This is a genomic window from Clostridium sp. UBA5119 (genome assembly GCF_002414285.1).
GTDB classification, from domain to species: domain Bacteria; phylum Bacillota; class Clostridia; order Clostridiales; family Clostridiaceae; genus Clostridium_J; species Clostridium_J sulfidigenes.
Map to the genome: position 1 here is coordinate 1 of NZ_DHYX01000001.1, position 14735 is coordinate 14735.

General features: G+C 34.1%; 11 protein-coding genes, 2 pseudogenes and 1 other annotated feature. All 13 genes and pseudogenes read left to right on the forward strand.

Annotated elements, in window-relative coordinates; all coding sequences use genetic code 11:
* The first annotated feature begins 239 nt into the window (after positions 1 to 239).
* Positions 240 to 389, forward strand: a complete 150-nt coding sequence (gene rpmG / locus B2671_RS00005) for a 50S ribosomal protein L33 (RefSeq protein ID WP_035135045.1) — start codon at positions 240 to 242, stop codon at positions 387 to 389.
* A 39-nt stretch (positions 390 to 428) separates the two neighbouring features.
* Positions 429 to 653, forward strand: a complete 225-nt coding sequence (gene secE, locus B2671_RS00010) for a preprotein translocase subunit SecE (RefSeq protein WP_035135043.1) — start codon at positions 429 to 431, stop codon at positions 651 to 653.
* A 45-nt stretch (positions 654 to 698) separates the two neighbouring features.
* Positions 699 to 1220, forward strand: a complete 522-nt coding sequence (gene nusG, locus B2671_RS00015; RefSeq protein WP_035135041.1) for a transcription termination/antitermination protein NusG — start codon at positions 699 to 701, stop codon at positions 1218 to 1220.
* 92 nt (positions 1221 to 1312) lie between these two features.
* Entirely contained in the window at positions 1313 to 1738 is a 426-nt protein-coding gene (rplK, locus tag B2671_RS00020) for a 50S ribosomal protein L11 (RefSeq protein WP_035135039.1), read from the forward strand.
* A gap of 65 nt (positions 1739 to 1803) precedes the next feature.
* Positions 1804 to 2493, forward strand: coding sequence for a 50S ribosomal protein L1 (rplA, locus tag B2671_RS00025; protein ID WP_035135051.1), 690 nt, complete (start codon positions 1804 to 1806; stop codon positions 2491 to 2493).
* Between the two features lie 31 nt (positions 2494 to 2524).
* Positions 2525 to 2650: a sequence feature (ribosomal protein L10 leader region), on the forward strand.
* A gap of 31 nt (positions 2651 to 2681) precedes the next feature.
* Positions 2682 to 3188, forward strand: coding sequence for a 50S ribosomal protein L10 (gene rplJ, locus B2671_RS00030; protein WP_035135037.1), 507 nt, complete (start codon positions 2682 to 2684; stop codon positions 3186 to 3188).
* Positions 3189 to 3264: 76 nt separating this feature from the next.
* Positions 3265 to 3630, forward strand: a complete 366-nt coding sequence (rplL, locus tag B2671_RS00035) for a 50S ribosomal protein L7/L12 (protein ID WP_346868562.1) — start codon at positions 3265 to 3267, stop codon at positions 3628 to 3630.
* Positions 3631 to 3943: 313 nt separating this feature from the next.
* Positions 3944 to 7616: pseudogene (gene rpoB, locus B2671_RS00040) on the forward strand (DNA-directed RNA polymerase subunit beta).
* 20 nt (positions 7617 to 7636) lie between these two features.
* Positions 7637 to 11147, forward strand: a pseudogene (gene rpoC, locus B2671_RS00045) (DNA-directed RNA polymerase subunit beta').
* Between the two features lie 115 nt (positions 11148 to 11262).
* The gene (locus B2671_RS00050) at positions 11263 to 11499 is read left to right on the forward strand and encodes a ribosomal L7Ae/L30e/S12e/Gadd45 family protein (RefSeq protein WP_150842120.1); all 237 of its coding nucleotides are present in this window, start codon (positions 11263 to 11265) and stop codon (positions 11497 to 11499) included.
* 93 nt (positions 11500 to 11592) lie between these two features.
* Positions 11593 to 11970, forward strand: coding sequence for a 30S ribosomal protein S12 (rpsL, locus tag B2671_RS00055; protein ID WP_035135030.1), 378 nt, complete (start codon positions 11593 to 11595; stop codon positions 11968 to 11970).
* Positions 11971 to 12098: 128 nt separating this feature from the next.
* On the forward strand, positions 12099 to 12569 hold the full coding sequence (gene rpsG / locus B2671_RS00060) for a 30S ribosomal protein S7 (protein ID WP_035135028.1): 471 nt from the start codon (positions 12099 to 12101) through the stop codon (positions 12567 to 12569).
* A gap of 75 nt (positions 12570 to 12644) precedes the next feature.
* Positions 12645 to 14702, forward strand: a complete 2058-nt coding sequence (gene fusA, locus B2671_RS00065) for an elongation factor G (protein WP_346868563.1) — start codon at positions 12645 to 12647, stop codon at positions 14700 to 14702.
* Positions 14703 to 14735 lie beyond the last annotated feature (33 nt).

A 14735-nucleotide genomic window follows, 5' to 3' on the forward strand; every position in this document is an offset into this window, starting at 1 on the left:
GAATAATTAAGATTTAAAATAGGACTGGGTTCTAAACCTAGTCCTTTTAAAAGAAAAATCAATAGGGTATCTTTAATGATTTTATAGTATGATGATTGCAAGGAATTATTTACAATTGACATAAGTGGAAACTTGTGATAAGTTGTTTAAGTAGCAATTGCAGTTAACGATATATTATCAAGAAAAAAATATTGGTTTTATAATAAAATTAAATACGCATAAACTAGGAGGTGTAGATTGTGAGAGTTAAAATAACTTTAGCATGTACTGAATGTAAACAAAGAAACTATAACACAATGAAAAATAAAAAGAATAATCCAGACAGGATCGAAATGCAAAAATACTGCAGATTCTGCCACAAACATACACTTCATAAAGAAACAAAATAGTTCTTTAAGAACTTGAAATATTTTGGGGATGTGAAAATTATGGCTGAAAAAGTTGAGGGTAAGGTAATTAACCCTAAAAAACGAATGAAGATAGTACAGTTTTTTATCGACTTAAAAGCGGAATTTAAAAGAGTAACATGGCCTACAAAAGATGAGCTTAAGAAAGCTCTTATGGCGGTAATATGCTTTTGTCTTCTTTATGCAATAACTGTAGGTTTGTTAGATGCTGGTTTTAAAAACCTTTTTAATTTGATTTTTAAATAATTTAAAAGGGAGGTAAGGGGACGGTAGAATTACGCCCCTGTAGCTATGACAGGAGAAAAAGCAAGATGGTATGTAGTTCATACATATTCTGGATATGAGAATAAAGTTAAGGCTAATCTTGAAAAAGCCATTGAAAATAGAAATCTTGAAGAATTCGTTCATGATATTCAAGTGCCTATGGAAGAACAAGTAGAAATCAAAGATGGCAAAGAAAAGGTTACATTAAGAAAAGTATTTCCAGGATATGTGATGGTTAAGATGGTTATGACTGATGATTCTTGGTATATTGTTAGAAATACTAGAGGAGTTACTGGATTTGTAGGTCCTGGATCAAAACCGGTGCCTTTAACAGAAGATGAAATTCACAATATGGGAATAGTTGAAAAACAAGTTACTGTAGATGTTGAAGTTGGAGAACAAGTGAAAGTTGTATCAGGACCATTTGAAGACTTCATTGTTGCAATTACTGAAATATCTATAGAAAAACATAAAATTAAAGGATTAGTTAACATGTTTGGCAGAGAAACTTCTGTTGAACTTGATTTTAATCAAATACAAAAACTTTAAGACTTAGTAGAATGATGTCTAAAAGACTAAGTTCTATTTAAGTGGGAGGACTTATAAAAGTCCGATTACCACAATATAGGAGGTGTAAACTCATGGCTAAGAAAATAACAGGAATGATAAAACTTCAACTTCCTGCAGGAAAGGCAACACCAGCACCACCAGTAGGACCTGCACTTGGTCAACACGGTGTAAATATTATGGGATTCTGTAAGGAGTTCAACGCAAAAACTGCAGATCAGCCAGGTATGATAATACCAGTTGTAATTACAGTTTACCAAGACAGATCATTTAGTTTTATACTAAAAACTCCACCAGCAGCAGTATTATTAAAGAAAGCAGCTGGAATAGAGAGTGGATCAGGCGTTCCAAACAGAACTAAGGTTGCAACAGTTTCAGCAGCTAAAGTTAAAGAAATAGCTGAATTAAAGATGCCAGACTTAAATGCTGCATCATTAGAGGCTGCTATGAGCATGATAGCTGGAACAGCTAGAAGCATGGGAATAGTAATCGAAGAGTAATTTCAATTAATTCGGTGGGAGGCAAAAACCGTTAATACCACAAAGGAGGATGCAAAATGGCTAAAATGGGAAAGAATTACATAGAAAGCGCTAAGTTGATAGACAAGAATGCTCTATACACACCAGCAGAATCTATGGAACTTACAATAAAGACATCAAAAGCTAAATTCGATGAAACAATAGAAGTTCACGTAAGACTTGGTGTTGACCCAAGACATGCAGATCAACAAGTAAGAGGAGCAGTAGTACTTCCTCATGGAACAGGTAAAACTGTTAGAGTATTAGTTTTCGCTAAAGGAGACAAAGCAAAAGAAGCAGAAGCTGCTGGAGCTGATTTCGTTGGAGCAGAAGAACTAGTAGATAAAATCCAAAAAGAGAACTGGTTTGAGTTTGACGTAGTTGTAGCTACTCCAGATATGATGGGTGTAGTTGGAAGACTAGGTAGAGTATTAGGACCTAAAGGTTTAATGCCAAACCCTAAATCAGGTACTGTTACATTTGATGTAGCAAAAGCTCTAAATGATATTAAAGCTGGTAAAGTTGAATACAGAGTAGATAAAACAGCTATAGTTCACGTAGGAATTGGTAAGAAGTCTTTCGGATCTGAAAAGTTAATGGATAACTTCCATACTTTAATGGATGCTATTGTTAAGGCTAAACCAGCTGCTGCAAAAGGACAATATATTAAATCTGTTACTGTAGCATCAACTATGGGACCAGGAGTAAAAATTAATCCAACAAAAGTGTTAGATTAATATTGCATTAAATTTTTTAATGTGCTATAATACAAAAGTTGAATATATTCCGTAGACAGTAGGTGCTGAAAAGCGTAACTAAATACCTACCGAGGATGCTAATAAATGATTTTATTGGTCTCTTCGTGTCTGCGGAGAGACCTTAATTTTTTAATATACAGTGAAAGCTGTAAGGAGGTGGATACACAGTGCAAAGTAAAAATAGATCTTTAAAAGAAGCAAAAGTTGCTGAAATAAAGGAAAAGTTAGAAAAAGCTCAAGGAGTTGTTCTTAGTGAGTATCAAGGACTAAATGTTGAAGAAGATACACAATTAAGAAAAGCACTAAGAGAAGCAGGTGTTGAATATAGAGTATATAAAAATACACTAGTTACATTAGCTGCAAAGGAATTAGGAATTGAAGGATTAGATCAATATCTTCAAGGACCAGTTTCAATAGCTTTAGGATATGATGATCCAACATCACCAGCTAGAGTTTTAAATGACTTTGCAAAAACTCATAAAAAACTTCAATTAAAAGCAGGAGTAGTCCAAGGTGAGTTATTTGGTGAAGCTCAAATTAAAGAGATCGCATCAATTCCATCAAGAGATGTACTTATTGCAAAACTACTTGGAAGCTTCAAGGCTCCACTTTCAAACTTAGCATATTTATTAAATGCTATAGCTGAGAAAAAAGGTGAAGAAGCAGCAGAGTAATTAGTCTAAGTAAGAATTTAGAAAACGTAGAGAAAATAAAAAATATAATTTAAAAATTTCGGAGGTGCATTTTAAAATGACAAGAGAAGATATAATTCAAGCTATAAAAGATATGAGTGTTTTAGAATTAAACGAGTTAGTTAAGGCTTGTGAAGAAGAATTTGGAGTAAGTGCAGCAGCACCAGTAGCAGTTGCAGGTGGAGCAGTTGCTGGAGCAGCAGCTGAAGAAAAAACTGAGTTCGACGTAGTATTAACTAACGCTGGAGCTGGAAAAATAAAAGTTATAAAAGTTGTTAGAGAAATAACTGGATTAGGATTAAAAGAAGCTAAAGATATAGTTGATGGAGCTCCTAAAACAATTAAAGAAGCTGTAAGCAAAGATGACGCTGAAAGCATGAAAGCTAAACTTGAAGAAGTTGGAGCTACTGTAGAAGTAAAATAGTAAGTCAATGGATTTACATTGTGGAGTACTTAATTTAAGTACTCCATTTTTGTAACAAAAGAAATAAAGATAACTTAATAAATAAGTATATTATATATTGACATTAAATAAAAATAATGATAATATAATTCAATGCGAATAAAGTAAATCAAGTCATGTATATGTCCATATTTAAGGGAGAAAGTTCTTCGTATATTTATATAGAATTATAATTATGTGAATATTTTTCTGTAAATTGGATAGAATTGCATGATGAATAAGTGTAAGTCCGAAACACAAAGTCCTAGGGGAAAGTGTNNGGGGTGAAAATTATATGGTACATCCTGTAAAAGTTGGTAAAAGGGAAAGAATGAGCTTTTCCAAAGTAAAAGATACGGCTGAAATGCCAAACTTAATCGAAGTTCAAATTGATTCATACGATTGGTTTTTAGCTGAAGGATTGCACGAGGTATTTGATGATATTAATCCTATACAAGATTATACTGGCAACTTATCTTTAGAATTTGTCAACTATAAATTGGATATGGAGAACATTAAGTATTCTGTTGAGCAGTGCAAAGAAAGAGATACTACTTATGCAGCACCATTAAAGGTGAAAGTTAGGTTACAAAATAATGAAACAGGAGAAATAAAGGAACAAGAAGTCTTTATGGGTGATTTCCCAATAATGACTGATCAAGGAACCTTTGTTATTAACGGAGCTGAAAGAGTTATAGTAAGTCAGTTAGTTAGATCTCCAGGAGTATATTATAATTATACTGTTGATAAGACTGGTAAAAAGTTATTTTCCTCAACAGTTATACCAAATAGAGGAGCTTGGTTAGAATACGAGACTGACTCTAATGATGTAATTTATGTAAGAATAGACAAGACAAGGAAGTTACCTATTACAGTACTTATGAGGGTAATGCTAAACTATGGAAGTGATGCTGAGATTCTTGAGGTTTTTGGAGAAGAAGAGAGACTTAAAGCATCCTTAGAAAAAGATAATACAAAAGAAAAGAATGATGCATTACTAGAGATTTATAAGAGACTAAGACCTGGTGAGCCACCAACTGTGGATAGTGCCATTTCATTGATAGAGTCTTTATTCTTTGATGCGAAAAGATATGATTTATCAAAAGTAGGTAGATACAAATTTAATAAGAAGTTAGCTGTTAAATGGAGAATTACTAATCAAATAGCTGCTGAAAACATAATTAATCCTTCTACAGGTGAGATTATAGTTGAAAAGGGAAGTAAAATAAGTAGAGAATTAGCTGCAGAAATACAAAACTTAGGTATAAATTCTGTAGACATTCAGGTTGATGATAGAGTTATAAGAGTTATAGGAAATAACTTTGTTGATTTATCTAAACATGTAAGCTTTGATATTTCTGAGCTAAACATTAAAGAATATGTTCACTATCCTACATTAAAAGCAATATTAGAAACATATCATAATGAAGATGAAATTAAAGAACAAATAAAGGCTAGCGCAAACAAGTTGGTTCCAAAACATATAATTAGAGACGACATATATGCTACATTAAGCTATGAATTGGGATTGGCGTACGGAATAGGATATGTAGATGACATAGACCATTTAGGAAATAGAAGATTAAGATCTGTAGGTGAATTATTACAAAACCAATTTAGAATTGGTTTATCAAGAATGGAAAGAGTAGTCAAAGAAAGAATGACTGTTCAAGATCAAGAAATAATTACTCCACAGGCTTTAATAAATATAAGACCTGTTGTGGCAGCTATAAAAGAGTTCTTTGGAAGTTCACAGCTATCACAATTCATGGATCAAACAAATCCATTATCTGAGTTAACACACAAAAGAAGATTATCTGCATTAGGACCAGGAGGACTATCAAGAGAAAGAGCAGGATTTGAAGTAAGAGACGTTCACTATTCTCATTATGGAAGAATGTGTCCTATAGAGACACCAGAAGGACCTAACATAGGGTTAATTAACTCATTAGCTACATATGCTAAGGTTAATGAATATGGATTTATGCAGACTCCATATAGAGTTGTTGACAAGGAAACAGGTAAAGCTACAGATAAGATTATATATATAACTGCTGATGAAGAAGATAATTATCTTGTAGCACAAGCTAGTGAGCCATTAGCTGAAGATGGAAGCTTCATAGATAAAAAAGTTACTGTTAGAGAAAAATCAGAAGTTATAATAGTACCAAGAGAGCAAGTTGATCTAATTGATATTTCCCCAAGGCAGATTGTATCAGTTGCTACAGCAATGATACCTTTCTTAGAGAATGACGATGCTACTCGTGCTCTGATGGGATCAAACATGCAAAGGCAAGCAGTTCCACTTCTAAAAACACAAGCACCAGTAGTTGGTACTGGTATAGAATATAAAGCTGCAGTAGACTCAGGAGTATTACCTAAGGCTAAGAATGCAGGAGTTGTATCTTATGTTAGTGGAAATGAAATAAGAATAAAAAGAGATATAGATGGTGGTACAGATGTATATAACCTATTAAAATTCAAGAGATCTAACTCTGGTACTTGTATAAATCAACGTCCTATAGTTGATAAAGGAGAAAAAGTTGACATAAATACGGTTTTAGCTGATGGTCCTTCTACAGATTTAGGAGAAATTGCATTAGGTAAAAATATTAGAATTGGATTCATAACTTGGGAAGGTTATAACTACGAGGATGCTATGCTTATATCTGAGGAACTAGTAAGAGATGATATCTTTACTTCAGTTCACATTGAAGAATATGAATCAGAAGCTAGAGATACTAAACTAGGACCAGAAGAGATTACAAGAGACATACCAAACGTAGGTGAGGATGCTCTAAAAGACATAGATGAACGTGGAATAATAAGGATAGGTGCAGAAGTAAGGTCAGGAGATATTTTAGTAGGTAAAGTTACTCCTAAGGGAGAGACTGAACTAACAGCAGAAGAAAGATTATTAAGAGCTATATTCGGAGAGAAAGCAAGAGAAGTAAGAGATACTTCACTAAGAGTTCCTCATGGAGAAGCTGGTATAATTGTAGATGTAAAAGTATTTACAAAAGAAAATGCTGATGAACTTCCACCGGGTGTAAATCAATTAGTAAGATGTTATATAGCTCAAAAGAGAAAAATATCTGTTGGAGATAAGATGGCGGGAAGACACGGTAATAAAGGTGTTATATCTAGAGTATTACCATTAGAAGATATGCCATTCTTACCTGATGGAAGACCACTTCAAATATGTTTAAACCCTCTAGGAGTTCCATCACGTATGAATATAGGTCAGGTACTTGAGGTTCATTTAGGATGGGCTGCCAGTGAACTTGGATGGCATATAGCTACTCCAGTATTTGATGGTGCTTTAGATACAGAAATTCAAGATTGCTTAGAAAAAGCAGGATATAATAGAGATGGTAAAACTGTACTTTATGACGGAAGAACAGGAGAAGCGTTTGATAATAGGGTTACAGTAGGCTACATGTATATATTAAAGCTGCACCACTTAGTTGATGATAAGATACATGCTAGATCTACAGGTCCATACTCATTAGTTACTCAGCAACCATTGGGTGGTAAAGCACAATTCGGTNNGTAGAGTTAAAACTTATGAGGCTATTGTAAAAGGTGAAAATATACCTGAGCCAGGAGTTCCAGAATCATTTAAGGTACTTATTAAAGAACTTCAAGCATTATGCTTAGATATTAAGCTTTTAGATGAGAATCATGAGGAAATTAAACTTAAAGAATCTGTCGATGACGAAGTTGAAGATTTAGAGGTAAACATAGAAGGTAAAGAGGATTCTTTTACTAAAGAACCTGTAAAAGAACTTATTGAACCAATAGATACTGATTCATCAGATGTAGAAGAAGATTCAGATTTTGAAGACATAAAATTAGATGATTTTGATGATGAATTGGAGCCAAATCTAGATTCAGGTTTAGATATTGATATAGAATCTGACCTAGACAGTGATTTAGTTTTAGATGATTTTAATGATGAACATTAAATTGAAGGGAGGATGTACCCTTGTTTGAATTAAATAATTTTGATGCAATACAAATAGGGTTAGCTTCACCAGAACAGATCAGAGAGTGGTCTAGAGGGGAAGTAAAAAAACCTGAAACAATCAACTATAGAACATTAAAACCGGAAAGAGATGGTCTGTTCTGCGAGAGAATATTTGGACCAATGAAAGACTGGGAATGTCATTGCGGTAAATACAAAAGAGTTAGATACAAAGGTATAGTGTGTGACAGATGTGGAGTTGAAGTTACAAAATCTAAAGTAAGGCGTGAAAGAATGGGGCATATAGAACTAGCTGCCCCTGTATCTCACATTTGGTATTTTAAAGGAATTCCATCTCGTATGGGATTAATTCTTGATATGTCACCACGTTCTTTAGAGAAAGTACTTTATTTTGCTGCTTATGTAGTGTTAGACCCAAAGGATACACCACTTGATAAGAAGCAAATATTAACAGAAAAAGACTATAGAGAAGCTGTAGATAAATATGGTTATGATGGCTTTGTAGCAGGAATGGGTGCAGAATCTGTAAAAGTTTTATTACAAGATATAGATTTAGATAAGCTTTCTGCAGAACTTAAAGAAGATTTTAAAACAAGTACAGGACAAAAGAAAATAAGAACTATTAGAAGACTTGATGTTGTAGAATCATTTAGAAAATCAACCAATAAACCAGAGTGGATGATTATAGATGTAATACCTGTTATACCACCAGATTTAAGACCAATGGTACAATTAGATGGTGGAAGATTTGCTACATCTGACTTAAATGATTTATACAGAAGAGTAATAAATAGAAATAATAGACTTAAAAAGTTACTAGATTTACAAGCACCTGATATTATCGTTAGAAATGAGAAAAGAATGCTTCAAGAAGCAGTAGATTCACTAATTGATAATGGAAGAAGAGGTAGACCAGTAACAGGTCCAGGAAATAGACCATTAAAATCTCTATCAGATATGCTTAAAGGAAAGCAAGGAAGATTTAGACAAAACTTGCTTGGTAAGCGTGTTGACTACTCTGGACGTTCAGTTATCGTTGTTGGGCCTGAACTTAAGATGTATCAATGTGGACTTCCGAAAGAAATGGCATTAGAATTATTTAAGCCGTTTGTTATGAAAAAGTTAACTGAAAGTGGAGTTGCACACAACATTAAGAGTGCAAAGAGAATGGTTGAAAGAGTTCAGCCTCAAGTATGGGATGTCCTTGAAGAGGTTATTCAAGATCATCCAGTATTACTTAACCGTGCTCCAACACTTCATAGATTAGGAATTCAAGCCTTCCAACCAATACTTGTAGAAGGAAGAGCTATAAAACTACATCCACTTGTATGTACAGCATATAATGCTGACTTTGATGGAGACCAAATGGCGGTACACGTTCCTCTATCAGTTGAAGCACAAGCAGAAGCAAGATTTTTAATGCTTGCAGCGCACAATATTATGAAAGCTTCAGATGGTAAACCGGTTTGTGTACCTACTCAAGATATGGTTCTTGGCTCTTATTACTTAACATTAGATAAAGAAGGCGCTAAGGGTGAAGGAAGAATGTTCTCATCACCAGAAGAAGTGATGATGGCATATGAAGTTAAGGATGTAGATATACATGCAGCTATTAAAGTTAAAGTATCTAAAATTATTAATGGGGAAAAACGTTATGGAATTATAGATACTACATTAGGAAAGCTTATATTTAATGAATCAATACCTCAAAATCTAGGTTTTATTGATAGAACTCTACCTGAAAATGAATTTAAATTAGAGATAGATTTCTTAGTGAGCAAGAAAAACTTGGGAAATGTAATAGATAAATGTTACACATTATATGGTCCTTCTGAAACATCTAAGATGCTTGATAATATAAAAGCAAAAGGATATCATTTCTCTACTATCGGAGCTGTAACAGTAGCTGTTTCTGACATGGAAGTTCCAGAAATTAAGAAAGAATTACTTGCAGATGCTGATAATACTATTGAAAAGATAGAAAAGATGTATAGAAGAGGATTCATATCTGAAGAAGAGAGATATGAAAAAGTTATAGACAAGTGGACAAAAACAACTGAGGAAGTAGCTGACGCGCTTATGGATAGCTTAGATAAGTTTAATCCGATAAATATGATGGCTGACTCAGGAGCCAGAGGATCTAAGAGCCAAATTAAACAATTAGCAGGTATGAGAGGACTTATGGCTAGTCCATCAGGTAAAATCATTGAACTTCCAATCAGAGCTTCATTTAGAGAAGGACTTGAAGTATTGGAATATTTCATATCTACTCACGGAGCTAGAAAAGGAAATGCTGATACAGCCCTTAAAACTGCGGACTCTGGATACTTAACAAGAAGACTTGTTGATGTTAGTCAAGATGTTATAGTAAGACAAGAGGATTGTGGAACTAAAGAAGGTTATGAAGTTAGTGAANNAAGTAATTGAACCACTAAGCGAAAGACTTTCTGGAAGATATAGTGCTCAAGATATAGTCCATCCAGAAACAGGAGAAGTTCTAGTTAAATGTGATGAGTATATGAATGCTGCTATTGCAGAAAAAGTTGAGAAAGCCGGCGTTAAGAAAGTTAAAATAAGATCTGTATTTACTTGTAACGCTAAAATAGGGGTATGTGCTAAATGTTATGGTATGAACATGGCAACAGCTCAAAAAATCGACATAGGTGAGGCTGTTGGTATTATAGCAGCTCAATCTATAGGAGAACCAGGAACTCAGCTTACAATGAGAACATTCCATACAGGTGGAGTTGTTGGAGCAGATATTACTCAGGGTCTTCCAAGGGTTGAAGAATTATTTGAAGCCAGAAAACCAAAGGGGCTTGCAATAGTAAGTGACTGTGCAGGTACAGTAAGAATGGAAGAAACTAAGAAAAAGCGAACTGTTATAGTGACAAGTAACTCCGGTGAAGAGTTTACTTATGAAATACCATTTGGTTCAAGAATTAAAGTAATCAATGGAGATATAATAGACGCTGGAGATGAAATCACTGAAGGATCAGTAAATCCACATGACATAATAAGAATTAAAGGTGTTAAGGGTGTTAAAAACTATCTTTTATCTGAGGTTCAAAAAGTTTATAGATTACAAGGTGTTGATATAAACGATAAGCATCTTGAAGTAGTTATAAGACAAATGACTAGAAAAATAAAGGTAGAAGAATCAGGTGATACTGAGTTACTACCAGGAACAATGATGGATATATTTGATTTTGAAGAAGCAAATGAAAAAGCTTTAGCACTAGGTGGAAAACCAGCTGAGGGTAAGATTGCACTATTAGGAATAACTAAAGCAGCACTAGCAACTGATTCATTCTTATCAGCAGCGTCATTCCAAGAGACTACAAGAGTTCTTACAGATGCAGCTATCAAAGGAAAGATAGATCCGCTTGTAGGATTAAAGGAAAATGTAATTATAGGTAAGTTAATTCCTGCTGGAACTGGTATGAATAGATACAGGGGAATTGAAATCTGTGAAAATCAGCCAGTTGCAGAGGTAGAAATTAACGCTTAATCTTAGAGTTAGTTCTATTGACATGAATTATATAAAGTGATAAAATACATTTTGTATGTGATTGATAAAATAGTATTTTATCACTTTATGAATTCAAATTATGAGGGGGGTTAGTATGGTGACTAGACTTGTTGGGGAAAAGGTTGTTGGAGTAAAGCAAACAGCTAAAGCCTTAAAGAACAATCTAGGTTGTAAGCTGTATGTTGCAAAAGATGCAGATAGCAAACTACTAGAACCTATACTTAAATTAGCAGCAGACAGATCCCTAGAAATTATAGAAATTGATACTATGAAAGAACTAGGTGTATTATGTGGAATTGATGTTTCAGCTGCAACTGCACTCATAATTTAAGGTTTGCTAATGACTAATTTATTATAGAATATCTATCATAATATTATTGTGTGAATAGATAAGCATTAGTAATTATTTTAAGGAGGTGAAATAATGCCAACTATAAACCAATTAGTAAGAAAAGGTAGAATGACATTAGCTTCAAAATCTACAGCACCAGCATTAAAAGAGTGTCCACAAAAAAGAGGAGTATGTACTGTAGTTAAAACAAGTACTCCTAAGAAGCCAAACTCAGCGTTAAGAAAAGTAGCGAGAGTTAGACTTACAAACGGATACGAAGTAACTGCTTATATTCCAGGTGAAGGACACAACCTACAAGAGCACAGCGTTGTTCTTATAAGAGGAGGAAGAGTAAAAGACCTTCCAGGTTGCAGATACCACATAGTCAGAGGAGCTTTAGACTCTGCTGGAGTAGCAAACAGATTACAATCAAGATCTAAATACGGTGCTAAGAGACCAAAACAAAAATAGGTCTTAATTAAAGAGTGCTATGCCTTCGAATTTATATAGATTTACATAGATTATAAGAGCAGAGCACTTTGCGGTAGAAATATCGAGTACCTATGAGTTAATTTTACAATGTTAAGGAGGGAAGAAAAGTGCCAAGAAAAGGATTTATTGCAAAAAGAGATGTATTACCAGATCCAATGTACAATTCAAAAGTTGTTACTAAATTAATAAACAGTGTTATGGAAGATGGAAAAAAGGGTGTAGCACAAAAGATATGCTATGATGCTTTCGATATCATTCGTGAAAAAACTGGAAAAGAACCTCTAGAGGTTTTTGAGGCAGCTATGAACAATATAATGCCATTACTTGAGGTTAAAGCTAGAAGAATAGGTGGAGCTACATATCAAGTACCTATCGAGGTTAGACCAGAGAGAAGACAAACATTAGGTATTAGATGGATGTTGCTAGCTTGTGAAAAAAGAGGCGAGAAATATATGAGAGAAAGATTAGCTAACGAGTTAATCGATGCCTCAAATAACACAGGAGCTGCAGTTAAGAAGAGAGAAGATACTCATAAAATGGCTGAAGCAAATAAGGCTTTTGCTCATTACAGATACTAATACAAGAACTGTTTTGGCTAAGGCCAAAACAGTTTTGTCGAATTTAAAATTACTCGCTAAGAGGAGGAAATAGGAATGGCTAGAAAATACCCTTTAGAGAAATTCCGTAATTTCGGAATTATGGCTCACATAGATGCAGGTAAAACTACAACAACAGAGCGTATTTTATTTTATACTGGTAAAACTCATAAGATAGGAGAAACTCATGAAGGTGCATCTCAAATGGACTGGATGGTTCAAGAACAAGAAAGAGGTATAACAATTACTTCTGCTGCAACTACATGTTTTTGGAAAGATCATGAATTAAATATTATAGACACTCCTGGACACGTAGATTTTACAGTTGAGGTTGAGAGATCATTAAGAGTTCTAGATGGAACTGTTACAGTACTTGATGCTAAGAGTGGAGTTGAGCCACAAACTGAAACTGTTTGGAGACAGGCAGACAAGTATGGTGTTCCAAGAATGATTTATGTTAATAAAATGGATGCTACTGGTGCTGATTTCTTCAGATGTATTAAAACTGTAAGAGATAGATTAAAGGCTAATGCAGTGCCAATACAAATTCCAGTAGGTGCAGAAGAGAACTTTAAGGGAATGATAGATTTAATAGCTAATCATGCTATCATAACTTATGATGATTTAGGAACTGATGTAAGAATTGAAGAAATTCCAGCAGAGTTAGCTGATAAAGCTGAAGAGTATAGAATGGCTATGATAGAAGCTATAGCAGAAACTGACGAAGCGTTAATGGAGAAGTACCTTGAAGGTGAACAGATCACTGAAGAGGAATTACATGCTGCATTAAGAAAAGCTACTATAGCAAATGAAATAGTTCCATGTATATGCGGATCATCATATAAAAACAAAGGGGTTCAAGAAATGATAAATGGCGTTGTTGCTTATTTACCATCTCCACTAGATATCCCTGCTGTTAATGGTACTACATTAGATGGAGAAGAAGATTCAAGAGAAGCATCAGATGAAGCGCCAATGTCTGCTTTAGCATTTAAAATTGCTACTGACCCATTCGTAGGAAAACTTGCATTTACAAGAGTTTACTCAGGTATAATGAAAGGTGGTACTTATGTACTTAATTCAACCAAGGGTAAAAAGGAAAGAATTGGAAGACTTGTTAAGATGCATGCTAACCATAGAGAAGAAGTAGAAGAGTTAGAAGCAGGTGAAATCGGAGCAGTTATTGGACTTAAAGGAACTACAACAGGAGATACTTTATGTTCAGAAGATAAACCAATAATTCTTGAATCAATGGAATTCCCAGAGCCAGTTATATCTGTAGCTATTGAGCCAAAGACAAAAGCTGGTCAAGAAAAACTAGGAATAGCTTTAGCAAAACTTGCTGAAGAAGATCCAACATTCAAAACTTATACTAATCAAGAAACAGGTCAAACAATCATCGCTGGTATGGGTGAGTTGCACTTAGATATTATAGTAGATAGATTAACAAGAGAATTCAAAGTTGAATGTAACGTTGGTGCACCACAAGTTGCTTATAAAGAAACAATTAGAAAAGCTGTTAAGGCTGAAGCTAAATATGCTAAGCAATCAGGTGGTAAAGGACAATATGGTCACTGCGTAATAGAAATGGAACCAATCGAAGGTGAATATGTATTTGAAAATGCTGTTGTAGGAGGAGCTATTCCTAAAGAATATATTGCTCCAATTGATAATGGTATAAGAGAAGCAGCTAAGAATGGTATAATTGCTGGTTATGAGACTATAAACTTTAAGATTAGACTTGTACACGGATCATACCACGAAGTTGACTCATCAGAAATGGCATTTAAAATTGCTGGATCTATGGCATTTAAAAATGCTATGGCTAAAGCTGACCCAGTATTACTTGAGCCAATGGAAAAAGTTGAAATTACAGTTCCAGAAGAGTACATGGGAGATGTAATGGGAGATGTAAACTCAAGAAGAGGAAGAATTGATGGTATGGAAGCTATTAATGGAGCTCAAATTATTAGAGCCTTCGTTCCATTATCTGAAATGTTTGGATATGCAACTACTTTAAGATCAAAAACACAAGGTAGAGGTGTTTACTCAATGGTATTTGATCACTATGAAGAAGTTCCAAAGAGTATTCAAGAGCAATTATCTAAAAAATAATTAAGAATATATAAAAAGTGAAAATAAAAATGT